Here is a 26,482-nt window from a genome sequence, read left to right on the forward strand (position 1 = left end):
TCAGCACCGGACTAAAAAAATTAGAAACGATAGGAGCGAAACAATGAACAAGTCCACCTTGGCCCTGGCTGTGGCCGTAGGGGTTTTGGCGCAGCAGGCAGGCGCCGCCGGTTTCATCGAAGACAGCAAGGCTACTTTGGGGCTGCGTAACTACTACATCAACACGGATAACCGTGATTCCGGCACCAAAGCGGCTGGTGCTCAGAACAAGCAAGAAGAATGGGGCCAAGGCTTCGATCTGCGTTTCATCTCCGGCTACACCCAAGGCACCGTCGGCTTCGGTATCGATGCCATCGGCCTGCTGGGCGTCAAACTGGATTCGGGCGGCGGTACTAACGGCGCCACTGCCGCTTCGTACGGCGGCACTGTGTTCCCGAGCAAATCCAACGGCGAAGCAGTTGATGACTTCTCCAGCCTGGGTCTGACAGCAAAAGCCAAGATCTCCCAGACCGAATTGAAGCTGGGTACCTTGCAGCCGAAGAACCCGGTTATCGTGACCAACGACGGTCGTTTGCTGCCGCAAACTTGGCAGGGTGGCCAGATCACTTCCGGCGAGATCAAGGACCTGACGCTGGTCGGTGGTCAGATCGAGCACGTGAAAGGGCGTAACTCCAGCAACAATGAACAGCTGAGCATCGGCGGCGCCAACTCCCGTGGCACGGCATTCCGCGACAGCAACAAGTTCATCTATGCCGGTGGTGACTACAAAATCACCAAGGACCTGACTGCCCAGTACTACTACGGCAACCTGGAAGATTTTTACAAGCAACACTTCCTGGGTCTGGTTCACAACTGGGCAATCGGCCCGGGCGTGTTGAAGTCTGACCTGCGTTACTTCAACAGCTCCGACGACGGTTTGAACGGTCACGATTCCGCTTACTTCAGCTCGGGTAACTACCAAGGCTTCCGTGCCGGCCGCGGTAAAGTCGACAACAACCTGTACAGCGGCTTGTTCCTGTACTCCGTTGCCGGTCACACCTTCGGTGGCGGTTACCAGGTCAGCAATGGCAGCAGCGACTTCCCTTGGCTGAACCAGGGCGACGGTTCGTCGAACTACACCATCACCGACATGCAAATCCAGAAGTTCGGCCGTGCCGGCGAGAAAACCTGGCAAGCTCGCTACTCGTATGACTTCGCTAAAGTGGGTGTGCCAGGCCTGACCGCCGGTATGGTTTACTTGCGTGGCGATAACATCGACACCACCGCGAACACGGTCGCTCACCCTGTTAACAATAGCGGCCGCTCCGAGTGGGAACGCGACTTCACCCTGGCGTACGTAGTACCTGAAGGCCCGCTGAAAAACGTCGGCTTCATGTGGAAGAACGCTACTTGGCGCAACGACATCGTGGGTCAACGCGACCAGGATGAAAACCGCCTGATCCTCAGCTACTCGATCCCGCTGTTGTAACAGCGCTCGCGTAACCGCTGAAAAAAAGCCCCGCCCGGCATCACGCCGGGCGGGGCTTTTGCGTTTTCAAGGCGGGGTCACCCCCGTAATCCCGCGCTGAAATTCCCTCTTTTGCAGCTACTCAAGGCCTTCTCGAACCTTGGAAGCGAAAGTCGTCGCGATGGCTTTGCAGGTCCAGTGAACAGATCTTTAATATTCATTTTAGATCTAATAATGTCGTTATTTATTCTTTTTACTGCATCCTGAACCCGGCTACAGTTGAGCTCTAAAACACACCATCAGGAGCCCACCATGACCATCAGACTCGGCGACATCGCCCCCGATTTCGAGCAGGATTCCAGCGCCGGCACTATCCGTTTCCATGAATGGCTGGGCGATAGCTGGGGCGTACTGTTTTCCCACCCGGCGGACTTTACCCCGGTGTGCACCACCGAGCTGGGCTTCACCGCCAAACTCAAGGAAGAATTCGCCCAGCGCGGGGTCAAGGCCATCGCGCTGTCCGTGGACCCGGTGGACTCGCACCACAAGTGGATCGAGGACATCAACGAGACCCAGAGCACGATCGTCAATTTCCCGATCCTGGCCGACGACGATCGCAAGGTTTCAGACCTGTACGACCTGATCCATCCGAACGCCAACGACACCCTGACCGTGCGTTCGCTGTTCGTGATCGACCCGAGCAAAAAGGTGCGGCTGACCATCACCTACCCGGCGAGCACCGGCCGTAACTTCCATGAAATCCTGCGGGTGATCGACTCGCTGCAACTCACCGACCACTACAAGGTGGCCACCCCGGCTAACTGGCAGGATGGTGATGAAGTAGTGATCGTGCCTTCGCTCAAGGATGAAGATGAAATCAAGAAACGTTTTCCCAAAGGCTATCGCGCGGTGAAGCCGTACCTGCGCCTGACGCCACAGCCGAACAGGTAAGCCGATCACCAAAAAGCAGGGGAATTCAGGGCCGTTTCGATGGCCTTTTTTTTTGCCTGGAAAAAAGGTTTTTGTATATCGCCGAAACGCATAACCAAATGAATAAATATGATTTATGGATATATAAATCACCTGTTAAGGTCACTTCCATCCAAGCGAGATCGCACACTGCGAATCGCCACACCGTTCAAGGAATCGCCTGAATGCTGGTTGTCTCACTCGGTGGCAGTCCCAGCCAACGCTCCCGATCCGGGGTGTTGCTGGAGCGCTCCCAACGCTGGTTGCAGGAACAGGGTGTGGAAGTGGTGAGTTACCAGGTACGGGACTTCCCGGCCGAAGACTTGCTGCACGCACGTTTCGACAGCCCGAAAGTCGTCGATCTGCTGCAACAGATTGAAAACGCCGACGGTTTGCTGATTGCGACGCCCGTCTACAAAGCGTCGTTTTCCGGCGCATTGAAGACCGTGCTGGATTTGCTGCCCGAGCGCGCACTGGCGCACAAAGTGGTGTTGCCCATGGCTACCGGCGGCAGCATCGCCCACATGCTGGCAGTGGATTACGCGCTGAAACCGGTGCTGTCCGCGCTGAAAGCCCAGGAAATGCTCCACGGGATTTTCGCTGTGGACAGCCAGATCGCCTACGGCGAAGGCAGCGCGCAAGCGCAACTGGCGCCGGAGCTGGAAGAACGACTTAACGAATCCCTGGAGCTGTTTTTCAGCGCCATGGCGCGACGGCCGAAGCCGCTCGATCCAAACCTGTTGAACGAACGTCTGTTGAGTGCTCGCTGGAGCATTTAAGCCACCGCGTACGTCACACCTGAATTTGAAGTACTCACCTTACTCAGCCGCTAACGGCCAAGCAGGTGCAGCCAAAAACCCCACTGTAAAAAGGAGAGCGCCATGCGCCCTGTCATTTTGCGTCGCGGTCTGGTCGCTCTGTTTGTTGCGGCTGTGTCCCTCGGCGCCATTACTCAAGCTCAAGCCGAGACCCTGCGGATCGGTTATCAAAAGTACGGCACCCTGGTGCTGCTCAAAGCCAAGGGCACGCTGGAAAAACGCCTCGCCGCCCAAGGCGTGGACGTGCAATGGACTGAATTCCCCGGCGGCCCGCAGCTGCTGGAAGGCCTGAACGTCGGCTCCATCGACTTCGGCGTCACCGGCGAAACCCCGCCCGTGTTTGCCCAGGCGGCCGGTGCCGATCTGCTCTACGTCGCCTACGAGCCGCCAGCGCCGCACAGCGAAGCGATCCTGGTGCCGAAGGATTCGCCGATCAAATCGGTGAAGGACCTCAAGGGCAAGAAAGTCGTCCTGAACAAAGGCTCCAACGTTCACTACCTGCTGGTCCGCGCGCTTGAAGACGCCGGCCTCAAATACACCGACATCCAGACCGTGTTCCTGCCGCCAGCCGATGCCCGCGCCGCGTTCGAACGTGGCAGCGTGGATGCCTGGGTTATCTGGGACCCGTACCAGGCGGCCGCCGAGAAACAGCTGCAAGCGCACACCCTGCGTGATGGCCAAGGCATCGTCGACAACCACCAGTTCTACCTGGCGACCAAGCCTTACGCACTGAAAAATCCTGAGGTGATCAAGACCCTTGTGGAAGAAGTTCGCGCTGTCGGTGAATGGTCCAAGGCCAATCCTGAAGACGTGACCAAACAGGTCTCGCCACTGCTCGGCCTGCCGGAAGACATCACCCTGACCTCGGTGAAACGCCAAGGCTACGGCGCGTTGTTCCTGACCCCGGAAGTGGTCGCCGCGCAACAGAAAATCGCCGACAGCTTCTACCAGCTCAAGCTGATTCCGAAGCCGCTCAGCATCAAAGACGTGATCTGGACGCCGCCGGCAGCCGTTGCCAAAGCTCAGTAAACAACAGCGCAGTCAATTCGATTCCCAAGGAGACCACTCCATGAGCCTCAATATCTTCTGGTTCCTGCCTACCCACGGCGACGGCCATTACCTTGGCACCGCCGAAGGCGCTCGCGCCGTTGACCACGGTTACCTGCAACAGATCGCGCAAGCGGCGGATCGCCTGGGCTTCGGCGGGGTGCTGATTCCCACCGGCCGTTCTTGTGAAGACTCGTGGCTGGTGGCCGCGTCGCTGATCCCGGTGACCCAGCGTTTGAAATTCCTCGTCGCCCTGCGCCCCGGGATCATTTCCCCGACGGTGGCCGCGCGTCAGGCCGCGACGCTGGATCGCCTGTCCGGCGGTCGTGCGCTGTTCAACCTGGTGACCGGCGGTGATCCGGAAGAATTGGCCGGCGATGGTTTGTTCCTGACCCACGAAGAACGCTATCAGGCTTCGGTGGAATTCACCCGCATCTGGCGTCGCGTGCTGGAAGGCGAAACCGTTGACTACGACGGTGAGCACATCAGCGTCAAAGGCGCCAAGTTGCTCTATCCGCCGATCCAGCAACCGCGTCCGCCACTGTACTTTGGTGGTTCATCGGACGCCGCGCAGGACTTGGCCGCTGAGCAGGTGGAAATGGTCCTGACCTGGGGCGAGCCACCGGCCGCCGTCGCCGAAAAAATTGCCCAAGTGCGGGCGAAAGCCGAGAAGCTCGGCCGCACGCTACGCTTCGGCATTCGTCTGCACGTCATCGTTCGTGAAACCAACGCCGAAGCCTGGGCCGCGGCGGATAAACTGATTTCTCACGTGGACGACGACACCATCGCTCGCGCCCAGGCTTCCCTGGCGCGCTTCGATTCCGTCGGCCAGCAGCGCATGGCCGCACTGCATGGCGGCAATCGCGACAACCTGGAAGTCAGCCCGAACCTGTGGGCCGGCGTCGGCCTGGTGCGTGGCGGTGCGGGTACCGCGCTGGTGGGTGACGGTCCGACGGTGGCCGCCCGCGTGAAGGAATACGCGGACCTGGGCATCGATACCTTCATCTTCTCCGGTTACCCACACCTTGAAGAGTCGTATCGCGTTGCCGAGTTGCTGTTCCCGCACCTCGACATCGCGCGCCCGCAGGCACCGCAAGGTGCCAACTACGTCAGCCCGTTTGGTGAGATGGTCGCCAACGACATTCTTCCCAAAGCCGCGTCCCAGAGTTGAGGCGCGCCATGAAGAAAATCATCCACAACCTGGCGCCCTGGGCGTTGCCGATCCTGCTGTTGGCGGTGTGGCAGTTGTCGGTGTCGGCGGGCTGGTTGTCGACACGGATTCTGCCGGCCCCCATCGCTGTGATCGAGGCCGGCGTAAGCCTGGTGCGCAGCGGTGAAATCTGGACCCACCTGGCAATCAGCGGCTGGCGTGCCGCGCTGGGGTTCACCATCGGTGGCAGCATCGGTCTGGTCCTGGGTTTCATTACCGGCCTGTCGAAGTGGGGCGAACGCCTGCTCGACAGTTCGGTGCAGATGATCCGTAACGTGCCGCATTTGGCGCTGATTCCGCTGGTGATCCTGTGGTTCGGCATCGATGAGTCGGCGAAGATTTTCCTGGTGGCACTGGGCACGTTGTTCCCGATTTACCTCAACACCTACCACGGCATCCGCAACGTCGATCCGGCGCTGGTCGAAATGGCGCGCAGTTATGGCCTGTCCGGCTTCAGCCTGTTTCGTCAGGTGATCCTGCCGGGCGCATTGCCTTCGATTCTGGTCGGCGTGCGCTTCGCGCTGGGCTTCATGTGGCTGACCCTGATCGTCGCGGAAACCATTTCCGCCAGCTCCGGCATTGGCTACCTGGCAATGAATGCCCGGGAGTTCTTGCAGACCGATGTGGTGGTGCTGGCGATTCTGCTGTACGCGGTACTCGGCAAACTCGCCGACCTCGCGGCCCGTGGACTGGAACGTGTCTGGCTGCGCTGGCATCCGGCGTATCAGGTTGTCAAAGGAGGCGCCGCATGACCGCTCAACCTCCACGCCTGCTGCGCGGTATTCCGCTGGTGGTGCGCAAGCTGCAAAAAACCTTTGGTTCGCGCCAGGTGTTGCGCGAGATCGATCTGCACATTCCGGCCGGGCAATTTGTCGCCGTGGTCGGGCGCAGCGGTTGTGGCAAAAGTACTTTGCTGCGCCTGCTGGCGGGTCTCGACAAGCCCACCGGTGGTGAGCTGCTGGCCGGCTCCGCACCACTGAGCGATGCCCGTGAAGACACTCGATTAATGTTCCAGGAAGCGCGTTTGCTGCCATGGAAAAAGGTCATCGACAACGTCGGCCTCGGACTTTCAGGCAACTGGCGTGCGCAAGCGCTGGAAGCGCTGGAATCGGTGGGCCTGGCGGACCGCGCCAATGAGTGGCCGGCGGCGCTGTCCGGTGGGCAGAAGCAACGTGTGGCCCTGGCCCGCGCGCTGATTCACCAACCGCGCTTGCTGTTGCTGGACGAACCGCTGGGCGCGCTGGATGCCCTGACCCGAATTGAAATGCAGCAACTGATCGAACGGCTCTGGCAGAAGCACGGTTTTACCGTGTTGCTGGTGACCCATGACGTCAGTGAAGCGGTAGCGATTGCCGATCGGGTGATCCTGATCGAAGAAGGCGAAGTCGGCCTCGACCTGCACGTTGAGTTGCCGCGCCCTCGAGTGCGTGGCTCCCATCGGCTGGCGGCGCTGGAAACCGAAGTGCTCAATCGCGTCCTCGCATTGCCCGGCCAACCGCCGGAACCGGAACCTGTTTCACCATTGCCTACGCAACTGCGTTGGGCGCAATAGAAGCAGCGGCAAGCTACATGCTACAAGCGGCAAGAAGAGGCAGAGCGCTTTCACTTGTGGCTTACAGCTTGGAGCTTGAAGCTCATTTCGACTCTAGGAGAAATCGTATGACTATCAAAGCCATCAACGTTCGTAACCAGTTCAAAGGCTCGATCAAGGAAATCGTACTGGGTGACGTGCTGTCGGAAATCGACGTTCAAACCGCTTCCGGCATCGTGACTTCGGTGATCACCACTCGCTCGGTGAAAGAGCTGGAACTGGTGGTCGGCAGCGAAGTGATCGCATTCGTGAAATCCACCGAGGTGTCGATCGCCAAGTTGTAAGGGCGTGCACTGCACCCAACCCCGGAGGGCCTTAGCCCTTCGGGGTTTTTTACGCGCGTTAGTCAGTCAATTCGGCGGCCGGCCATCGCGAGCGGGCTCACTCCTACATTTGGAATGCATTCCCCTGTAGGAGCGAGCCTGCTCGCGATGAATTCGGTGCAGCTGAAAAGAATCAGGCAGTAATGACGCGCTTCGGCAAATACGGTGGCAAATAGAGCCCCAGATAAGCATCAAACACTCGCATCCCTTCCTCGGCCATGCGCGGTGTAATCAGCCCGTGCTGTTGCACCGAGCGCGCATACACCCGATCACCCAGCTCCATGGCCAGCGCAAACACATCGACATCGTTCGACAGCCTCGGCAATTCGAAGTGATGATCGAAGAGTTTGTGCATCAAGTCGCCGAGTTCAATGTCGTGCTGGCGGTCGGCCTGGGTAACTTCGGTCAAGCCGTGCTGGGCGAGGATCAGTTGGCGGGCCGCGGCGTCCTCGTCGTAGATGTCGAGCATGCGTTGTTCCACCAGCCGCGACAGGTCGCGCCAATCAGTGAGCGCGGCGTGGTCGATCGGGGCTTGCAGGCAGGCGCGGAACGCGGCATGGACGTCGGCGGTCAGCGCTTCGAGCAGGGCCGGGACGCTGGCGAAAAAGTGGTAGACGGAGGAAGGAGGGATTTGCGCGCGCTCGGCGACGCTGTAGATCGACAGGCTGGCCACACCCTCGGCGGCTAGCAGCGTGCGGGCGGCATCGAGTATCGAATCGATCCGGGCCTGGCTGCGGGCGCGGGGTTTGCGAACGGTGGCGGTGCGCGTCATTGGAGTCTCCTGCGGGGCAGCGGGCATTGTACGAGCAGGGTTTGATGTTGTCTTGTCAGACGCCTTCGCGAGCAGGCTCGCTCCCACATTTAGACTGCATACCCCTGTGGGAGCGAGCCTGCTCGCGATCCGCCGAAGGCGGCCATAAAAAAACGCCGCAAGCCTAATCAGCCTGCGGCGTTCTTTTTACTGCAACCGCTTAAACGGTATGCAGGTACCAGTTGTATTCGAGGTCGGAGATGGAGTGTTCAAACTCCTCCAGCTCGCTTTCCTTGCAGGCCACAAAGATATCGATGTATTTCGGATCGATGTACTTGGCCATGACTTCGCTGTCGTCCAGCTCGCGCAATGCATCGCGCAGGTTGTTCGGCAGGCTTTGCTCGTTCTGCTCGTAGGAGTTGCCTTCCACGGGTGCGCCCGGTTCGATCTTGTTGGTCAGACCGTGGTGCACGCCTGCCAGGACCGAAGCCATCAGCAGGTACGGGTTGGCGTCGGCGCCGGCAACGCGGTGCTCGATGCGCACGGAATCGGCGGCACCGGTGGGAACGCGGATCGCGACGGTACGGTTGTCCAGGCCCCAGCACGGCGAGTTCGGCACGTAGAACTGTGCGCCGAAACGACGGTAGGAGTTGACGTTCGGGCAGAGGAAAGCCATCTGCGCCGGCAGGGTCTCGAGCACACCGCCGATCGCGTGACGCAGCGCGGCGTTCTGCTCGGGATCCTCGCTGGCAAAAATGTTTTTGCCGTCTTTGTCCAGAATCGAAATGTGTACGTGCAGACCATTGCCCGCCTGGCCCGGGTAAGGCTTGGCCATGAAGGTGGTATCCATCTCATGGTCGTAGGCGATGTTCTTGATCAGACGCTTGAGCAGGACCGCGTAATCGCACGCCTTGATCGGGTCGGCCACGTGGTGCAGGTTCACTTCGAACTGCGCCGGGGCACTTTCCTTGACGATGGCGTCAGCCGGGATGCCTTGCTCTTTCGCACCTTCCAGGATGTCCTGGAGGCAGTCGACGTATTCGTCGAGGTCGTCGATCAGGTAGACCTGGGTCGAGTGCGGACGCTTGCCGGAGACCGGCGAGCGTGGCGGTTGCGGACGACCGTTCACGTTCTCCTGGTCGATCAGGTAGAACTCCAGTTCGAACGCAGCGCAGATGGTCAGGCCCATTTCGTCGAACTTGCGCACGACATTGGCCAGCACTTCGCGCGGGTCGGCAAAGAACGGCTGGCCCTCGAGTTCGTGCATGGTCATCAACAGTTGCGCAGTCGGGCGCTTCTGCCAGGGCTCATTGCACAGCGTGTCAGGGATTGGATAGCAGATTCGGTCAGCATCGCCGATGTCCAGACCCAGGCCGGTGCTTTCCACCGTCGAGCCATTGATATCCAGAGCAAATAGAGAGGCCGGCAGGTTGATGCCTTTCTCGTAAACCTTGTGGAGACTGGTGCGTTCAATGCGCTTGCCGCGCACCACACCATTCATATCCGCAATCAGAAGGTCAACGTACAGAACCTCAGGATGTTCCTTAAGGAACGCGTTCGCTTCGTTAAGCTGAACGGCACGCGGGGGTACCGACATGATGCAACACCTTTGTTGTTAAAAATATCAATCATTGATCTCTTCGGGTTTCAGTCAACCCGAACGGCATGCCGAAGTCAAGCGAGGCCTTTTTTGCCCTAAAAAAGCGCCCGTGAGGCTTTTTTGAGGCACTTTGGGGCGTTTTTATGCCTTTGAGCGCTTTGCCGTCCGCGGGCTTGAGCGGGCCGTGTTGTATTTTTTACGGGGGTGTTGTGTAAAAAAATGAACAAGGCTAAGCTCCGATTCAAACCCATAACAGCAATAATACCGGGGTGCTTCATGTCTCGCCTGCCGTTAATCGGCGTCGCCATCTGCTCCAGGCAGATCGGTCTGCATGCTTATCACATCAGTGGCGATCGTTACGTTCATGCCAAGGCCCTTGTTGCCCAAGGCGTGCCGTCGACTCTTCCTTCCCCGGTGAACCGGCTGGCGCCGTCCGATATTCTGGACGGTCCGCAAGGCATTCTTGTGACTGCTCGTCCTTCCAATATAGAACCGTTTTACCGAGCTGGCCCGACTAACGTGTCGAGCATTGCTCATGATTCCGCACGCCCCGATCCCTAATCGCTCCTCCGCGCCATTACCCGATCGGGTGTTTGTGCGCGGCAATTGCAGTGGCAATCTGTACCGCGCGACGCCCACGCGTCAAACAACGCCTGACTTGCGAGAGTCAGGAAACTCAGCCTAAGAGGCATTTATGAGTCACAACCTCGACCAGCTCACTGATTGGTTGAAAGACCACAAGATCACAGAAGTCGAATGCATGATCGCCGACTTGACCGGGATTACCCGGGGCAAGATTTCGCCGACCAACAAGTTCATTGCTGAAAAAGGCATGCGCCTGCCAGAGAGCGTTCTGTTACAGACCGTGACCGGCGACTATGTCGAAGACGACATCTATTACGAACTGCTCGACCCGGCCGACATCGACATGATCTGCCGTCCCGATCATAACGCGGTGTTCCTGGTGCCGTGGGCCATCGAGCCGACCGCCCAGGTGATCCACGACACCTACGACAAGCAAGGCAACCCGATCGAGCTGTCGCCGCGCAACGTGCTGAAAAAGGTTCTGAAACTCTATACCGACAAGGGCTGGCAGCCGATCGTGGCGCCGGAAATGGAGTTTTACCTGACCAAGCGCAGCGACGATCCGGATTACCCGCTGCAACCGCCCATCGGCCGTTCCGGTCGCCCGGAAATCGGTCGCCAGTCGTTTTCCATCGAAGCGGCAAACGAGTTTGATCCGCTGTTCGAAGACGTCTATGACTGGTGCGAATTGCAGAAGCTGGACCTCGACACGCTGATCCACGAGGACGGCACGGCGCAGATGGAAATCAACTTCCGTCACGGCAACGCCCTGTCTCTGGCCGACCAGATCCTGGTGTTCAAGCGCACCATGCGCGAAGCGGCGCTCAAGCATGACGTGGCGGCGACCTTCATGGCCAAACCCATGACCGGCGAGCCGGGCAGCGCCATGCACTTGCACCAGAGCATTATCGACATCGAAACCGGCAAGAACATCTTCTCCAATGAAGACGGGACCATGAGCCAGTTGTTCCTGCACCACATCGGTGGTTTGCAGAAACTGATTCCCGAGTTGTTGCCGCTGTTTGCGCCCAACGTCAATTCGTTCCGCCGCTTCCTGCCGGACACCTCGGCACCGGTGAACGTCGAATGGGGCGAAGAGAACCGCACCGTGGGCCTGCGGGTTCCGGATGCCGGGCCGCAAAACCGTCGGGTGGAAAATCGCCTGCCGGGGGCCGATGCCAACCCGTACCTGGCGATTGCCGCGAGCCTGCTCTGCGGTTACATCGGCATGGTCGAAGGCCTGAACCCGAGCGCGCCGGTAGTGGGCCGTGGCTACGAACGCCGCAACCTGCGCCTGCCCCTGACCATCGAAGATGCGCTGGAACGCATGGAAAACAGCGCGACCGTCGAGAAGTACCTGGGCAAAAATTTCATCACGGGCTACGTCGCGGTCAAGCGGGCCGAGCATGAAAACTTCAAGCGCGTGATCAGCTCCTGGGAGCGGGAATTCCTGCTCTTCGCCGTCTGATACGCCGGGCGCGGCGGCTGGAATTTGCCGCGCCTTTCACTGAAATCTTAGGAGAGTTCGCATGACCAGTAACAACCCGCAAACCCGTGAATGGCAAGCCCTGAGCAATGATCACCACCTGGCCCCGTTCAGCGACTTCAAACAGCTGAAAGAGAAGGGCCCGCGGATCATCACCAGCGCCAAGGGTGTTTACCTCTGGGACAGCGAAGGCAACAAGATCCTCGACGGCATGGCCGGCCTGTGGTGTGTAGCAATCGGCTACGGTCGCGATGAACTGGCCGATGCCGCCAGCAAACAAATGCGCGAACTGCCTTATTACAACCTGTTCTTCCAGACCGCTCACCCACCGGTACTGGAATTGGCCAAGGCGATTGCCGACATCGCGCCGCAAGGCATGAACCACGTGTTCTTCACCGGTTCCGGTTCTGAAGGCAACGACACCATGCTGCGTATGGTCCGCCACTATTGGGCGATCAAAGGCCAGCCGAACAAGAAAGTCATCATCAGCCGCAAGAACGGTTATCACGGTTCCACCGTGGCCGGCGCGAGCCTGGGCGGTATGACTTACATGCACGAACAGGGCGACTTGCCGATCCCGGGGATCGTCCACATCGCCCAGCCTTACTGGTTCGGCGAAGGCGGCGACATGACACCAGAAGCGTTCGGTGTGTGGGCAGCCAATCAGCTGGAAGAGAAGATTCTGGAAATCGGCGTGGATAACGTCGGTGCCTTTATTGCCGAGCCAATCCAGGGCGCCGGCGGTGTGATCGTTCCGCCAGACAGCTACTGGCCGCGTATCAAGGAAATCCTCGCCAAGTACGACATCCTGTTCGTGGCGGACGAAGTGATCTGCGGTTTCGGCCGCACCGGCGAGTGGTTCGGTGCAGATTTGTACGACCTCAAGCCCGACATGATGACCATCGCCAAGGGACTCACCTCCGGCTACATCCCGATGGGTGGCCTGATCGTGCGTGACGAAGTGGTGGCTGTGCTCAATGAAGGCGGCGATTTCAACCACGGTTTCACTTACTCCGGTCACCCGGTGGCGGCTGCCGTCGCACTGGAAAACATCCGCATCCTGCGCGAAGAAAAAATTATCGAGCGCGTGCATGCAGAAACGGCACCCTATTTGCAAAAGCGTCTACGGGAACTGAGCGATCACCCGCTGGTGGGGGAAGTGCGTGGGGTCGGTCTGTTGGGGGCTATCGAACTGGTTCAGGACAAGGCCACGCGCAAGCGTTACGAAGGCAAGGGCGTCGGCATGATTTGCCGCACGTTCTGCTTCGACAATGGCCTGATCATGCGTGCCGTGGGCGACACCATGATCATTTCTCCGCCGCTGGTGATTTCCAAGGCTGAGATCGATGAGCTGGTAACAAAGGCTCGCAAGTGCCTGGACCTGACCCTCAGTGCATTGCAGGGCTAAGTGCTAGGCTCTGAGCGGCAGACATGAAACTTTCGCTCGGCGCAGTCATAAGGGGCGGCCTTTCCTTGAAAGACCGCCCCGGATCTTGCCAGACTAGCCGCGGTTCCAGTTGCCCGGATTCGGCCGCTGAACAAAGTGGTTCAAAAAAGAAAAAAATTTGGAGCATTACGCATGAAGGCATTAGGAAAGAAGCTTGCTGGCAAGACACTCCTCGCCATGTCCCTGATGGGCATAATGGCGAGTGCAGTTCAGGCGGACGACAAGGTGTTGCACGTCTATAACTGGTCCGATTACATCGCTCCGGACACCATCGCGAACTTCGAGAAAGAGTCCGGGATCAAGGTGGTGTACGACGTTTTTGACAGTAACGAAACCCTCGAAGCCAAGTTGCTGGCAGGCAAGTCCGGCTACGACATCGTCGTCCCGTCGAACAACTTCCTGGCCAAGCAGATCAAGGCCGGCGTTTACCAGAAGCTGGACAAGTCCAAGCTGCCTAACTGGAAAAACCTGAACCCCGACCTGCTCAAAGCGGTGTCGGTGAGCGACCCGGGCAACGAACATGCTTTCCCGTACATGTGGGGTTCGATCGGTATCGGCTTCAACGCCGAAAAGGTCAAGGCTGCATTGGGCGCCGATGCCCCGACCAATTCCTGGGACCTGATTTTCAAGCCTGAAAACGCCGCCAAGTTGAAGTCGTGCGGTATCAGCCTGCTGGATTCGCCGACCGAGATGATTCCGGCGGCGTTGCACTACCTGGGCCTGCCAACCGACAGCCAGAAGAAAGAAGACATCGACAAGGCAGAAGCCCTGCTGTTGAAAGTCCGTCCTTCAATCGCCTACTTCCACTCGTCCAAGTACATCTCCGATCTGGCCAACGGCAACATCTGCGTAGCCGTCGGTTATTCGGGTGACATCTACCAGGCCAAGTCCCGCGCGGCTGAAGCCGGCGACAAGGTCAAAGTCAGCTACAACATTCCGAAAGAAGGTGCCGGCAGTTTCTACGACATGGTCGCCATCCCTAAAGATGCCGAAAACGTCGAAGGCGCCTACAAGTTCATGACTTATCTGCAGAAGCCGGAAGTCATGGCGGCCATCACCAACGCCGTGCGCTTCCCGAACGGTAACGCGGCTGCCACGCCGCTGGTTGAAAAAGACATCACCGGTGATCCGGGCATCTACCCGCCAGCCGACGTGCAGGCCAAGCTGTACGCGATTGCCGACTTGCCGGCCGCGACCCAGCGAATCCTGACTCGCAGCTGGACCAAGATCAAATCCGGTAAGTAAGCCGTAAAACCTGTAGCAGCTGCCGAAGGCTGCGTTGAGGTCCGAAGGACCTCCGCGATTTCAACAGCACAACTGCTCCGCAGTTGAACGCAGCCTGCGGCAGCTGCTACAGATCTTCATAAAGTTTGCTGGAACGGTTTTTCGAGGGTAAGTTGCGCGCCGGTTTTGTTGCCGGGCAGCCATGACTGCCATGACTGTCATGTAACGCGGGGCAACTTGGGCCCAACTAATTTTAGAGGACCGCCACGTGCCTATTTTTTCTTTGTTGCGCAATGCCATGCTGTTCGGCGCGGGGCTGACGCTTGCTGTCAGTGTCCAGGCTGTCGGTACCGTGCATATTTATAACTGGTCGGACTACATCGGTTCGACCACCCTGGCCGATTTCCAGAAAGAGACCGGCATCAAACCGGTCTACGACGTCTTCGACTCCAACGAAACCCTGGAAGGCAAGTTGCTGGCCGGGCGTACCGGCTATGACGTGGTCGTGCCGTCCAACCACTTCCTTGGCAAACAGATCAAGGCTGGCGCGTTCCAGAAGCTCGACAAGTCGAAGCTGACCAACTATGCCAACCTCGACCCGGTGCTGCTCAAGCGTCTGGAGCAGAATGATCCGGGTAACTTGTACGCCGTGCCGTACCTGTGGGGCACCAACGGCATCGGTTACAACGTCGACAAGATCAAGGCGGTACTGGGTGTCGACAAGATCGACTCCTGGGCTGTGGTGTTCGAACCGGAAAACATCAAGAAACTGCACAACTGCGGCGTGGCGTTCCTCGATTCCGCCGATGAAATGATGCCCACCGTCCTCAACTACATGGGTCTCAACGCCAACAGCACCAACCCCGACGATTACAAAAAAGCCGAAGCCAAGTTGCTGGCAGTGCGGCCGTACGTCACTTACTTCCATTCCTCCAAGTACATCGCAGACCTGGCCAACGGCGACATCTGTATCGCCATCGGTTTCTCCGGCGACATGTTCCAGGCCCGCAACCGCGCGGCGGAAGCGAAGAAGGGTGTGAACATCGCCTACACCATTCCGAAGGAAGGTGGCGCGCTGTGGTTCGACATGCTGGCGATTCCAAAGGATTCGGCCAACGTCAAAGAGGCGCACGCCTTCATCAACTATTTGCTGAAACCTGAAGTCATCGCGCAGGTCAGTGATTACGTCGGTTACGCCAACCCCAACCCCGGGTCGGACAAGCTGATGGAACAGTCCATCCGTACCGACGAGTCGGTTTATCCGCCGCAAGCAGTCCTCGACAAGACCTACGTGTCGGTCGAATTACCACCAAACATTCAACGATTGATGACCCGCAGCTGGACCAAGGTCAAGACGGGTAAATAGTTTCAGAGCTCAAACTATCCAGGGTTGGCTCACCTTGAGCGAACTGCACTCTTTTTTTTGGGAGTTTTGTAAATGGCAGTTGCCTCCGGCGCCTATAAGAAAGCCCTCGAGGGCGACCAGACACCTAAACAGGTGCTGGTCAAAATCGACCGGGTCACGAAGAAGTTCGACGAGACGATTGCCGTGGACGATGTGTCCCTGGAAATCAAGAAAGGCGAGATTTTCGCCCTGCTCGGCGGCTCGGGATCGGGCAAGTCCACCTTGCTGCGCATGCTCGCAGGTTTCGAACGGCCCACGGAGGGGCGCATTTTCCTCGATGGCGAAGACATCACCGATATGCCGCCGTACGAGCGGCCTATCAACATGATGTTCCAGTCCTACGCCTTGTTCCCGCACATGACCGTGGCTCAGAACATCGCCTTCGGCCTCAAGCAGGACAAGATACCCGCCGCTGAAGTCGATGCCCGTGTCGCGGACATGCTCAAGCTGGTGCAGATGACGCAGTACGCCAAGCGCAAGCCGCATCAGTTGTCCGGTGGCCAGCGTCAGCGTGTGGCGTTGGCGCGGTCCCTGGCCAAGCGGCCGAAGCTGTTGCTGCTCGACGAACCGATGGGCGCACTGGATAAGAAACTGCGTTCGCAAATGCAGCTTGAGCTGGTCGAGATCATCGAGCGCGTCGGCGTCACCTGCGTCATGGTGACCCACGATCAGGAAGAGGCCATGACCATGGCCGAGCGCATCGCGATCATGCACCTGGGCTGGATCGCCCAGATCGGCAGCCCGATCGACATCTACGAAACTCCGACCAGCCGCCTGGTCTGCGAATTCATCGGCAACGTCAATATCTTCGACGGTGAAGTGATCGACGACGCCGAAGGCCACGCGATCATCACCTGCAAAGACCTCGACCGCAAAATCTACGTCGGCCACGGCATCAGTACCTCGGTGCAGGACAAGTCCGTGACTTACGCGATTCGTCCGGAAAAACTGCTGGTAACCCCGACCCAGCCGACCTGCGAATACAACTGGTCGAGCGGCAAGGTGCACGACATCGCCTACCTCGGCGGCCACTCGGTGTTCTACGTCGAATTGCCGAGCGGCAAGATCGTCCAGTCGTTCGTCGCCAATGCCGAGCGTCGTGGCCAGCGTCCAACCTGGGGTGACCAGGTTTACGTGTACTGGGAAGACGACAGCGGCGTGGTACTTCGCTCATGAACATGCGCAAATTCAAACGCCGCCTCAACCGAATAATTCCCGGTGGCCGTCAGCTGGTCATCGGGGTCCCGTTCATCTGGCTGTTCATGTTCTTCATGCTGCCGTTCTTCATCGTCCTGAAGATCAGCTTCGCCGAAGCCGACGTGGCCATTCCGCCGTACACCGAGATCTACAGTTTCGTTGAACAGAAACTGCAGGTGCTGCTCAACCTCGGCAACTACGCGATGCTCGGCGACGACGAGTTGTACATCGCCGCCTACCTTGGCTCGCTGAAGATGGCGCTGATCAGCACCATCCTCTGCCTGGTGATCGGCTACCCGATGGCCTACGCCATTGCCAGTGCCCGCAAAGAGATGCAAACGGTGCTGGTGTTGCTGATCATGATGCCGACCTGGACTGCGATCCTGATCCGCGTTTACGCGTGGATGGGCATCCTCAGCAACAACGGCCTGCTCAACGGTTTCCTGATGACCATGGGCTGGATCAACGAACCGCTGCAGATCCTCAACACCAACCTCGCGGTCTACATTGGGGTCGTTTACTCCTATCTACCGTTCATGATCCTGCCGCTCTACGCCAACCTGGTGAAGCACGACCACAGCCTGCTGGAAGCCGCATCCGACCTGGGTTCAAGCACCTTCAACAGCTTCTGGAAGATCACCATTCCGCTGTCCAAGAACGGCATCGTCGCTGGCTGCATGCTGGTGTTCATTCCGGTGGTGGGTGAGTTCGTGATTCCGGAACTGCTCGGCGGTCCGGAAACCCTGATGATCGGTAAAGTGCTCTGGCAAGAATTCTTCAACAACCGTGACTGGCCGGTGGCGTCTGCGCTGGCAGTGGTCATGCTGCTGATCCTGATCGTGCCGATCATCCTGTTCAACCGTAGTCAAGCCAAAGAAATGGAGGGCAAGGAATGAAACGCTTCCGTTTCTCAAGTTTCATGCTGGTCGCGGGTCTGCTGTTCATCTACGCGCCGATGCTGATCCTCGTGATCTACTCGTTCAACGCCTCGAAACTGGTGACAGTGTGGGGCGGCTGGTCGATCAAGTGGTACGTCGGCCTGATGGACAACACGCAACTGATGGGCTCGGTGGTGCGCTCGCTGGAAATCGCCTGCTACACGGCGGTTGCCGCGGTGGCGCTGGGTACATTGGCCGCGTTCGTCCTGACCCGCATCACCCACTTCAAGGGTCGCACGCTGTTCGGTGGCCTGGTCACCGCGCCGCTGGTCATGCCCGAAGTGATCACCGGTCTGTCGCTGTTGCTGCTGTTCGTGGCCATGGCGCAGATGATCGGCTGGCCGCAGGAACGCGGCATCGTCACCATCTGGATTGCCCACACCACGTTCTGTGCGGCGTATGTGGCGGTCGTTGTGTCTGCGCGCTTGCGTGAGCTGGACCTGTCCATCGAAGAAGCGGCGATGGACCTCGGCGCGCGGCCGTGGAAGGTGTTCTTCCTGATCACCATCCCGATGATCGCGCCCTCGCTGGGCGCGGGCGGCATGATGTCCTTCGCCTTGTCGCTGGATGACCTGGTGTTGGCGAGCTTCGTGTCGGGTCCGGGGTCGACGACCTTGCCGATGGAAGTGTTCTCGGCGGTGCGCCTGGGGGTTAAACCCGAGATCAACGCCGTGGCCAGCCTGATTCTGTTGGCGGTGTCGCTGATGACCTTCCTGGTATGGTTCTTCAGCCGCCGTGCCGAAGAAGCGCGCAAGCGTGCGATCCAGCAAGCCATCGAAGAAAGTGCTGCCGACTCGTGGAAGCAACCGGACGTGCGTCGCGCACCGGCGCCGGAAGCGGCTTGAGCCGGTAATGATCGTTCCCACGCGAAGCGTGGGAACGGTCAGGCTTTACGCCACCCACGGGGATTTGCGGATGATCTCGACGAAGTTCATCGGCTTGAACCCCGGCTCGCTGTCCACCAGCACATCGGCATTCACCGTACCGAACGTGGTATCCGGCTTGTGTTTGAAGCCGTTGGCGAATGCACACAGGATGCACTCCTTGAACCCTTCACCGCGTGGATGCGCATGCACCACTGCTTCGCGTTGCGCGGTGGGAAACGCGGCGTAGTCGATACCCAGCACATCCATTTCCACACCTGCGGTCACCAGGGCCACATTGGGACGCAAGTGATGCACCACATTCGGGGTGGTGTGCAGGGCAATCGACAACCACACTTGCTCGATGTCGTCATCACTGAAACCGTAAGGCTTGAGGAACGCCTTGGCGGCGTTGGCGCTGTCGACTTCGAAACGTTCATTGTCGCTGCGATGACCTTCTACCAGACCCAGGTCATGGAACATCGCACCGACGTACAACAACTCCGGGTTGTAGGTCAGTTGCTTGCGCTCACCGCTCAATGCACCGAACAGAAACACTCGGCGCGAGTGGTGGTAAAGCAGGTCGGATTCGACGTCGCGGATGTATTCGGTGGTGGCCTTGGCCAATGCGCTGTCGGGGATTTTAATACCGGCGATGGTGCTGCTCATGGTGCTGTCCTCGTGGGGAACGCCGTGGCGGCGCTGATGGAACCAGTCTGTTCTCACCCCCCGGACCGAACAATCGGACCATGGCTGCGATCCTTGCCAATGAAGCGGCATATCGCGCCAACCTCGCTTGTTGGGCGCGGATTGGCTAAGTTTGCGTGCATTCCGAGCCATTGAGGGCGAGTCCTGCCATGAGTAAAACCGTTGCCATCGTGGTCTTCGCCGGCGTTCAGTCGCTGGACGTCACCGGTCCCATGGATGTGTTTGCCGAGGCCAATCGTTTCCTGGCGCCGGAGGATCACTATCGGCTGGACGTGATCGGCGTCGAGCGCGGGATGATGCCGTGCTCCAACAGTTTGTCGCTCAACGCCCATCGGCACTTCAGCGAGGCGCTGGAGGCGTACGACCTGTTGCTGGTGGCCGGTGGGCCGCAGTTGCCGTTCATGGATTTCGGTGCAGCCTTCAATGCCTGGCTGCGGGATGCCAGCGCACGGGCGCGACGGTTTGGCTCGATCTGCAACGGCGCGTTCATGCTTGCGCGGGCCGGTTTGCTCGAGGGGCGCACCGTGACGACGCATTGGGGCGATGCGGCGGCGCTCGCGGCGCTATGCCCGTCGACTCAGGTCGAAGCCGACCGCTTGTACGTCCAGGACTGCGAGCTCTACACCTCGGCCGGCGTCACGGCGGGTATCGATTTGTCGCTGTACCTGCTGGCCCGGGACCATGGACCGGAAGTGGCGTTGAGCGTGGCCAAGCGCTTGGTGGTGTTCACCCAGCGTTCGGGCGGGCAGTCACAGTTCAGTCCATTCCTCACGCCCCATGCCGAGCCGACCTCGGCGGTGGCGCTGGTTCAGCTGCACGTGCTGGCCAATCTGACGGGCGACCTGACCATCGCGGATCTGGCCAACGCGGCCAACATGAGCGCGCGCAACTTTTCCCGGGTGTTTGCCAAGGAAGCGAAAATCACCCCGGCAGAGTTCGTCGAACGGGCGAGGGTGGATGCGGCGCGGGTGATGCTGGAAAGCACCCATTCGCCGCTAAAGACAGTGGCCTATCAATGCGGGTTTCGCGATGCCCAGCACATGCGCACGGTATTCAACCGCCGGCTCGGTGTGACGCCACAGCAGTTCAGGTTGAATTTTGCGGTGATGGTTTAGCGGACATTTTGTGTCGCCTACAAGGGCCTCATCGCGAGCAGGCTCACTCCTACAGTTGACCGAGTCCGTTTAGGCAACCCGGTCAACTGTAGGAGTGAGCCTGCTCGCGATGGCGTCGGCCCAGACAACAAAAAACTAAGGCACAGCTCGCGCAGGCAACAGCTTCAACGTACTCCGCGTATTCGCCGTCACTTCCACCTCATCAAGATGCGCTTGAAAGTACATGCCTTCGACATACGCCTCCGCCTGATCCTCGTAATGACGGTCAAACGGCACACCACTCTGGCCCACCGGGTTAACCGTCAAACTGTGGGCCGGGTCGGCGAAGTCGATCAGGCGTCGGGTGGACGGCCCGTAAGTCACCGGCCATGGCGCCGGCCCGATCTTCGCCGACAGGTTGTTCGGCACTTCATGCGAGCCCGGTGCCGCGAACGGGCCGACATTGAAAATCCGGTCCAGCGGCTTCTGCTGCCCCAGCGGATGACCATGGGTCAGCGTGTGCGCCTTGCCCCACTGCCATTGCGCAAAGTCATTGCCCAGCGTGGTCTTGAGGTGCGCGATGCTCGCTTGCCACGCCACTTTCACCGTGTCGACGCGGGTTTCCTTTGCAGAGGTGTTGCGGTTGTCCCACCACGGCGAGTCGGGGCTCGCGGCCAGACGCGGCAGCGCGGCGTCGATCACCCGGGTCGAGAGCAGCGTTTCGAAGAAGTCGTTGCCCAACTCATCGTGCATGGTCGCGTCCGCGAAGTTGAACAGGAACTGGTTGAACAGCGTGGCGCTGGTGGAATCCAGCGGGTAGTCGCCGGTCCATTGCGCCAGTTGCTCCACCAGTTTGAGTTCGGCGGGATCGATCACCACGTCGCGCAGCACGGGCAACAACGGCGCGAGCAAGCGGGGCCCGTAGGCGGTTGTAGTGCCCAGTTGCAGCTGCTGGCTGGTTTCCAGATTCCACTTCACGGATTTATCGGCGAGCTGGCGATTGAGCTGCTGACCTCGATCAGCCAGGTTGTAGTAACCGGGGATTTCCATGCCGGTCGGCGACACGGGCTGGAAGTTGGCCGAGACGATATATCCACGCGCCGGGTTCTCTTCCTGCGGGTTGGCGCTGAACGGGTAGAAACCGTCCTTGTCCGCTTCAGCGCTGCTGCCGTCGAGGATGAACCACGGCCGCACGCCCTCCGGACGCTTGGGCAATTGCGCCGCCGCCCACCAGCCGATGTCGCCCTTGGCGTTGGCCCAGACAATGTTCAGACCCGGTGCCTGCACCTTGGCGGCGGCGGTTCTCGCCTTGGCCAGGGTGTCGGCGCGGTTGAGCTGGTAGAAACCGTCGAGGATCGGGTTCTGGCTTTCGAGAAAACCCCACCACATGGCGATTGGCGTTTTGCCGGCGGCGGTGCCCAGCGCATCGTTGACGATCGGCCCGTGCGGCGACTGGCGCAGCGTCAATGTCACCGGCGCCTGACCCTTGACCGCGATCTGCTGTTCGCTGGTGGTCATGTCCACCCACTGGCCGCGATACCACACTTGATTGGGGTTGTCCGGGTTGACCTTCTCGGCGATCAGGTCGAGGTCGTCGTTCTGGAACATGGTGATGCTCCAGCCGAACTCGCGGTTCATCCCCAGCGAGGCGAACGGCATCAATGCCTGATAGTGCCCGTAGAGTTCGAAGCCCGGCGCCGAGAGCTGCGCTTCGTACCACACCGACGGCGCGGAGAAGCGGATATGCGGATCACCTGCGAGCAGCGGCTTGCCACTTTGAGTCCGGCTGCCGGAAACGACCCAGGCGTTGCTGCCTTCGAACTGCGGCAAGCCGTTGTCGGCCAATGACTGTTCGCTGAGGCGGGCGAGGGCGTTGAGGTCTTTCCAGTCGGCGCTGGCGAGGGCCGGCACGGCGCCGCTGGTGTTTTTCGTCAGCACACCTTTGGACTGCCAGTCGAGGTCGAAGACGTTGAGGTACTCGGCACCCAATTGATCACGGACGTAGGTCAGCAACGGTTCGGTGCGAAACGCCGCGGCAAAACTGTAGGCCATGTAACCGGCGATGCTGATGGTGTCTTGCGCGGTGAACGGGCGTTTCGGAATGCCCAGCACATCGAACTCCACGGGTTTTGCGTGGCTGTCCTGATACTGGTTGATGCCATCGAGATAGGCCTGCATGGCGATGAACGCTGGCGACTGCTTGTCCATATTCGCGAGGTAGGTTTCGGCGCGTTCGCGAATGCGCAGACTGCGCATCAATTTGTCAGTGCCGAGCAGTTTCGGGCCCAGCACCTCGGCCAGTTCACCACGGGCGAGGCGGCGCAGGACTTCCATCTGGAACAGCCGATCCTGAGCGTGCACATAGCCGAGGGCACGATACAGGTCGATCTCGTTTTCGGCGCGGATGTGCGGGACGCCGCGCTCGTCGTAACGCACGGTCACCGAGCCTTGCAGGTGTTGCAGTTCCACCATGCCCTGGCGTGTCGGCTGCTTGCTGTAGACGTACCCGCCGACGCCCGCGGCGAGCACGACGATCAGCAGCAAGAGGACAGTCAGGAGACGTTTCATGGTGATTCCTTGTTCTTGTTTTGAGTGCGGCAATTCCCTGGCGACACTGTTTAACACGACCCGCTGCATCCGCCCATCATCCGTAGGAGGGATTCGTGTTGCCTTGTTTGTCGCTACTTCGGTGTATCGACAGGCCACGGGCAGTAACAGCCGACCGCCAGCGTGTGCGTGGCACTCACCGTGCGGCCTTCGTTCAAAGCTTGCAGGATTGGCTCGATAAAGCTGTTGTTCGAATTGCAGGTCAGGCCTTCGCTGTACGGGCCGAAATACGCCAGTTTGCCGCTGCGGTCCCAGATCGCCACGGCAGGGCTGGCGGGAATCTGTTCCGAGCCCGGTAGGACGGCGAGGGGTTTCAGGCTGCTCAAGGTGCTGGGCAACTGGCCGTGGCTGCCGGGTTTTTGCACCGCGTAGAACTCGACGCCTTGCGGTACATAGCGTTCGACCAGTTCGCTGAGGTGCTGTTGATTGCCGACGTTGCACGGGCAGGCCGGGTCCCAGAAATGCACGAGGCGGATGGCGCCGGGGCCGGCGTGGTTGTCGGGCAAGCGCAACGGGTCGCCGGAAAACACGGCCGTGTGTTCACTGAACGCACGCAAATAGCGTCCCTGAAACCAGTCGTAAGCCGCCCACAAAACACCGGCGCAGACGAGGACGAGCAGGCTGGCAAGCAGTGGGGTGCGGTAGGGCGAACGCATGGGGGGCGATCCTCGAAGGTCGCTCAGCTTGCCATGCTTGCCGCGACAGATGAATATCGCAGGCTTATAAAGTCCGCTTCGTGCTTTGGAATCGCTCATGTCCGCCACTTTCGACCCTGATCATCTGCGTGCCGGCCTGCGGCCGTTGGCCGAGTGGCAGCCGCTATCTGAAGAGGCGCTGGCTTATCAGCAGTTTTATGGACTGGATTTTCCGGGGCGTGAGTTGCGCAGTGGCTTGGGGCGTTTCGAGCTCGATGGTTATGAGCTGGTCAGCCAGCTCTGGTGGCCGGAGCGGGCGAAGGCGACGCTGTTTGTGTTCCACGGTTTCTACGATCACACCGGGCTGTACCGGCATGTGATCGAGTGGGCGCTGGATCAGGGCTTCGCGGTGATTGCCTGCGATTTGCCGGGGCACGGTCTGTCCAGCGGCGAGCGGGCGAGCATCAAGGATTTTGCCGAGTACCAGGACACCCTGCAAGGGCTGTTCGCCGAGGCGAAATCCCTCGATCTGCCGCAGCCGTGGCACCTCTGCGGGCAAAGTACCGGCGGCGCGATCGTGATCGATCATGTGCTCAACGCAGGCGCGAACAGTCCGGCCCAGGGGCAGGTGATTCTGCTGTCGCCGCTGGTGAGACCGCGCGCCTGGGGTTGGTCGCAGCTCAGTTATTACCTGCTCAAGCCTTTCGTCAACGCCATCGCCCGGCGTTTCAGCGAAAATTCCAACGACCCGGACTTCCTGCCGTTCCTGCAGGCCGATCCGTTACAGCCGCTGCGCCTGCCGACGGCCTGGGTCGGTGCACTGGCGCGCTGGATCAAGCGCATCGAAGCCGCGCCGGCCAGCACTCGGCGGCCATTGATCGTACAGGGGCAGGCGGACATGACGGTGGATTGGCAGCACAACCTTGAGGTGTTGAAAGCGAAGTTCGATCGGCCGCAGGTGTTGATGTTGCCGCAAGGGCGGCATCATTTGGCGAATGAGAGTGCGGCGTTGCGGGGGGAGTATTTCGGGTTTTTGACCAAGCGGATCAAAGGCCGAAATCTTTAGTGATTCTGGCAATGAGGCCCTTTCAGGCGCCGCAGATTACTGGCTTAGATTCGAAGGACTCTGCCCCACCGCCAACCCCGCCCGAATCGCCGCCAGCGCCGCCTGGTAATACGCCTTGCCCTCAGCCGACTCGGCAAACGTGGCGAACTCTTCCAGCTCGTTATCCGACAGGTCGCGATAGACATACAGCAGCGTGTTGTTGAGGTCGCTGCCGATCTGATCCATCAAACGCTGGCGCTGACCGTTCAACAAGCCTTGCGCCTGACCGCCGCCAAGGAGTCCGGGAATCATCGAGCTCAAGCTGTCCGCCGCCACACCGGCAATCGCCAGACTGACCTCCGCGCCGGCCTCTTTCGCCGGCAGCGCCTGAGCCAGGTGACCAATGATCAGCATGCGGCTGTCGCTGGCTTGGATCTTGGGCAGGCCCTTGGCATTTTTCGCCAGTTGATCACGACGGGTCGCCAGTAACTCGGCCGCGACGATTTTCTTGCCCAGTGGCGACTGGAAGAACGTCAGGGCAGGTTTCGGATCGGCCAGGGTTTTGCGTAATTGCGCTTCGGCACGCTGGTCGACGGCCTGCGGCGCGAAGCGCTGGTTGCTATTGTTGACCAGGGCCTGGAACACCGCGGGCGGCAGGCTGTTCTGGTAACGCTGCTGAGCGGCCGAAAGGGCGTCGTTGAAATGCGCGCGTTGTTCCGGCCAGCCGGCTACCTTGTACAACTGGTCGTGGCCGTCTGCCCAGGCGGGCATAACGCAGAACATCAACATGGAAAAAAGCAAACGGCGCATAGGGACTCCTGTCAGCAGGCGACTATTCTCCGTGTGGCATACAGACTTGTCGAGAATTCGTATCAAGCCGCCGCGCGGCTCTGTCAGATTTTCGGGCACAGGAATACTATGCGCGCCATGCGAATATCCTCTGACCACCCGCTGCTGTTACGTATCGTCGACGACCTGGCTGAACACGGCTGGTCGCAGCAGAATATTTTCCTGCCTCTGGCTCTGACCCGGGAACTGGCGGCTGAGTGCCATAAACGTGCTGCCGAGGGTGAATTGGCCCCGGCCGGCGTGGGGCGTGGGCCGTCGTCGGAGATTCGTGAAGGGATACGTGGCGACCACATTCAATGGATCGAGCCGAGTGATTCGTTAGCTTGCAACCGTTATCTGGAGCTGATGGACAGCCTGCGCGAAGCGATGAATCGCAGTTTGTTCCTCGGCCTCGAAAATTTCGAAAGCCATTTCGCGCTGTACCCGCCCGGCGCGTTCTACCTCAAGCATGTCGACCGTTTCCGCGACGACGACCGCCGCGCGGTGTCAGCGGTGGTCTACCTCAACGAAGGCTGGTTGCCGGAACACGGTGGACAGTTGCGCCTGTACCTCAAGGATGGCGTCGAACGCGACGTGGTGCCTACCGGCGGATGCCTGGTGGTATTCCTCTCGGGCGAGGTGCCCCACGAAGTCCTGCCCGCGACCCGGAATCGCCTGTCATTGACCGGCTGGTTCCGCCGTCGTGGCAGCGAGCCGTTCTGAT

Annotated in this window: 24 protein-coding genes and 1 pseudogene; 19 read left to right on the top strand and 6 right to left on the bottom strand. The window is 59.7% G+C overall.

What is annotated here, in order from left to right; genetic code table 11:
• Positions 1 to 43 precede the first annotated feature (43 nt).
• The 8 genes from ACYZT4_RS22255 to ACYZT4_RS22290 all read left to right on the top strand — a co-directional run bounded on the left by ACYZT4_RS22255 (position 44) and on the right by ACYZT4_RS22290 (position 7,306).
• On the top strand, positions 44 to 1,408 hold the full coding sequence (locus ACYZT4_RS22255; protein WP_461982990.1) for an OprD family porin: 1,365 nt from the start codon (positions 44 to 46) through the stop codon (positions 1,406 to 1,408).
• Between the two features lie 291 nt (positions 1,409 to 1,699).
• Positions 1,700 to 2,338: a peroxiredoxin gene (locus ACYZT4_RS22260; protein WP_461982991.1), complete on the top strand. Its 639-nt coding sequence runs from the start codon at positions 1,700 to 1,702 to the stop codon at positions 2,336 to 2,338.
• Positions 2,339 to 2,541: 203 nt separating this feature from the next.
• Positions 2,542 to 3,135: an NADPH-dependent FMN reductase gene (gene ssuE / locus ACYZT4_RS22265; RefSeq protein WP_461982992.1), complete on the top strand. Its 594-nt coding sequence runs from the start codon at positions 2,542 to 2,544 to the stop codon at positions 3,133 to 3,135.
• Between the two features lie 102 nt (positions 3,136 to 3,237).
• Positions 3,238 to 4,203, top strand: coding sequence for a sulfonate ABC transporter substrate-binding protein (locus ACYZT4_RS22270; RefSeq protein ID WP_461982993.1), 966 nt, complete (start codon positions 3,238 to 3,240; stop codon positions 4,201 to 4,203).
• A 40-nt stretch (positions 4,204 to 4,243) separates the two neighbouring features.
• The gene (gene ssuD / locus ACYZT4_RS22275; RefSeq protein WP_461982994.1) at positions 4,244 to 5,392 is read left to right on the top strand and encodes an FMNH2-dependent alkanesulfonate monooxygenase; all 1,149 of its coding nucleotides are present in this window, start codon (positions 4,244 to 4,246) and stop codon (positions 5,390 to 5,392) included.
• Between the two features lie 8 nt (positions 5,393 to 5,400).
• Complete coding sequence (gene ssuC / locus ACYZT4_RS22280; RefSeq protein ID WP_461982995.1) at positions 5,401 to 6,183, top strand: aliphatic sulfonate ABC transporter permease SsuC; 783 nt, start codon at positions 5,401 to 5,403, stop codon at positions 6,181 to 6,183.
• The gene (ssuB, locus tag ACYZT4_RS22285; protein WP_461982996.1) at positions 6,180 to 6,983 is read left to right on the top strand and encodes an aliphatic sulfonates ABC transporter ATP-binding protein; all 804 of its coding nucleotides are present in this window, start codon (positions 6,180 to 6,182) and stop codon (positions 6,981 to 6,983) included. The genes ssuC and ssuB overlap by 4 nt, the downstream gene beginning before the upstream one ends.
• A 107-nt stretch (positions 6,984 to 7,090) precedes the next feature.
• Positions 7,091 to 7,306: a TOBE domain-containing protein gene (locus ACYZT4_RS22290; RefSeq protein WP_003229256.1), complete on the top strand. Its 216-nt coding sequence runs from the start codon at positions 7,091 to 7,093 to the stop codon at positions 7,304 to 7,306.
• Between the two features lie 172 nt (positions 7,307 to 7,478).
• Here ACYZT4_RS22290 and ACYZT4_RS22295 read toward each other — a convergent pair whose 3' ends face one another.
• Positions 7,479 to 8,117 carry a TetR/AcrR family transcriptional regulator gene (locus ACYZT4_RS22295; protein ID WP_461982997.1) on the bottom strand — a complete coding sequence of 213 codons (639 nt, stop codon included), beginning with the start codon at positions 8,115 to 8,117 and terminating at the stop codon, positions 7,479 to 7,481.
• Between the two features lie 199 nt (positions 8,118 to 8,316).
• Positions 8,317 to 9,693, bottom strand: a complete 1,377-nt coding sequence (locus ACYZT4_RS22300) for a glutamine synthetase family protein (protein WP_461982998.1) — start codon at positions 9,691 to 9,693, stop codon at positions 8,317 to 8,319.
• A gap of 279 nt (positions 9,694 to 9,972) precedes the next feature.
• On the opposite strand from ACYZT4_RS22300, the pseudogene ACYZT4_RS22305 reads away from it, so the two are divergent.
• The 8 genes and pseudogenes from ACYZT4_RS22305 to ACYZT4_RS22340 all read left to right on the top strand — a co-directional run.
• Positions 9,973 to 10,245, top strand: a pseudogene (locus tag ACYZT4_RS22305) (gamma-glutamyl-gamma-aminobutyrate hydrolase family protein); the annotation flags it as partial.
• Between the two features lie 145 nt (positions 10,246 to 10,390).
• Entirely contained in the window at positions 10,391 to 11,749 is a 1,359-nt protein-coding gene (locus ACYZT4_RS22310) for a glutamine synthetase family protein (RefSeq protein ID WP_461982999.1), read from the top strand.
• Between the two features lie 61 nt (positions 11,750 to 11,810).
• Complete coding sequence (locus ACYZT4_RS22315; protein WP_461983000.1) at positions 11,811 to 13,175, top strand: aspartate aminotransferase family protein; 1,365 nt, start codon at positions 11,811 to 11,813, stop codon at positions 13,173 to 13,175.
• A 171-nt stretch (positions 13,176 to 13,346) separates the two neighbouring features.
• Complete coding sequence (locus ACYZT4_RS22320; protein ID WP_461983001.1) at positions 13,347 to 14,459, top strand: polyamine ABC transporter substrate-binding protein; 1,113 nt, start codon at positions 13,347 to 13,349, stop codon at positions 14,457 to 14,459.
• A gap of 247 nt (positions 14,460 to 14,706) precedes the next feature.
• Complete coding sequence (locus tag ACYZT4_RS22325; RefSeq protein WP_461983002.1) at positions 14,707 to 15,804, top strand: polyamine ABC transporter substrate-binding protein; 1,098 nt, start codon at positions 14,707 to 14,709, stop codon at positions 15,802 to 15,804.
• A gap of 72 nt (positions 15,805 to 15,876) precedes the next feature.
• The gene (locus tag ACYZT4_RS22330; protein WP_461983003.1) at positions 15,877 to 17,019 is read left to right on the top strand and encodes an ABC transporter ATP-binding protein; all 1,143 of its coding nucleotides are present in this window, start codon (positions 15,877 to 15,879) and stop codon (positions 17,017 to 17,019) included.
• A 35-nt stretch (positions 17,020 to 17,054) separates the two neighbouring features.
• Positions 17,055 to 17,936 carry an ABC transporter permease subunit gene (locus ACYZT4_RS22335; RefSeq protein WP_461988765.1) on the top strand — a complete coding sequence of 294 codons (882 nt, stop codon included), beginning with the start codon at positions 17,055 to 17,057 and terminating at the stop codon, positions 17,934 to 17,936.
• Positions 17,933 to 18,823, top strand: a complete 891-nt coding sequence (locus ACYZT4_RS22340) for an ABC transporter permease subunit (protein WP_219095012.1) — start codon at positions 17,933 to 17,935, stop codon at positions 18,821 to 18,823. The genes ACYZT4_RS22335 and ACYZT4_RS22340 overlap by 4 nt, the downstream gene beginning before the upstream one ends.
• A 45-nt stretch (positions 18,824 to 18,868) precedes the next feature.
• Here the strand turns inward: ACYZT4_RS22340 and ACYZT4_RS22345 are convergent, their stop codons facing one another.
• The gene (locus ACYZT4_RS22345; protein WP_461983004.1) at positions 18,869 to 19,510 is read right to left on the bottom strand and encodes an HD domain-containing protein; all 642 of its coding nucleotides are present in this window, start codon (positions 19,508 to 19,510) and stop codon (positions 18,869 to 18,871) included.
• Between the two features lie 188 nt (positions 19,511 to 19,698).
• On the opposite strand from ACYZT4_RS22345, the gene ACYZT4_RS22350 reads away from it, so the two are divergent.
• Positions 19,699 to 20,664, top strand: coding sequence for a GlxA family transcriptional regulator (locus tag ACYZT4_RS22350; RefSeq protein ID WP_461983005.1), 966 nt, complete (start codon positions 19,699 to 19,701; stop codon positions 20,662 to 20,664).
• Between the two features lie 135 nt (positions 20,665 to 20,799).
• Here ACYZT4_RS22350 and ACYZT4_RS22355 read toward each other — a convergent pair whose 3' ends face one another.
• Both ACYZT4_RS22355 and ACYZT4_RS22360 read right to left on the bottom strand, forming a co-directional pair.
• Positions 20,800 to 23,211: a penicillin acylase family protein gene (locus tag ACYZT4_RS22355; protein WP_461983006.1), complete on the bottom strand. Its 2,412-nt coding sequence runs from the start codon at positions 23,209 to 23,211 to the stop codon at positions 20,800 to 20,802.
• Positions 23,212 to 23,324: 113 nt separating this feature from the next.
• A complete protein-coding gene (locus tag ACYZT4_RS22360; protein WP_461983007.1) occupies positions 23,325 to 23,906 on the bottom strand; it encodes a DUF6436 domain-containing protein in 582 nt (193 codons plus the stop codon).
• Positions 23,907 to 24,003: 97 nt separating this feature from the next.
• Here ACYZT4_RS22360 and bipL point away from each other — a divergent pair, with 97 nt between their 5' ends.
• Positions 24,004 to 24,951: a phospholipase BipL gene (gene bipL, locus ACYZT4_RS22365; RefSeq protein ID WP_461983008.1), complete on the top strand. Its 948-nt coding sequence runs from the start codon at positions 24,004 to 24,006 to the stop codon at positions 24,949 to 24,951.
• 36 nt (positions 24,952 to 24,987) lie between these two features.
• Here bipL and ACYZT4_RS22370 read toward each other — a convergent pair whose 3' ends face one another.
• On the bottom strand, positions 24,988 to 25,740 hold the full coding sequence (locus tag ACYZT4_RS22370) for a DUF2059 domain-containing protein (protein ID WP_461983009.1): 753 nt from the start codon (positions 25,738 to 25,740) through the stop codon (positions 24,988 to 24,990).
• 108 nt (positions 25,741 to 25,848) lie between these two features.
• Between ACYZT4_RS22370 and ACYZT4_RS22375 the strand changes: the two genes are divergently transcribed.
• Positions 25,849 to 26,481, top strand: a complete 633-nt coding sequence (locus ACYZT4_RS22375) for a 2OG-Fe(II) oxygenase (protein ID WP_461983010.1) — start codon at positions 25,849 to 25,851, stop codon at positions 26,479 to 26,481.
• Position 26,482: the final 1 nt, after the last annotated feature.

Source organism: Pseudomonas sp. GB2N2, from assembly GCF_054897705.1.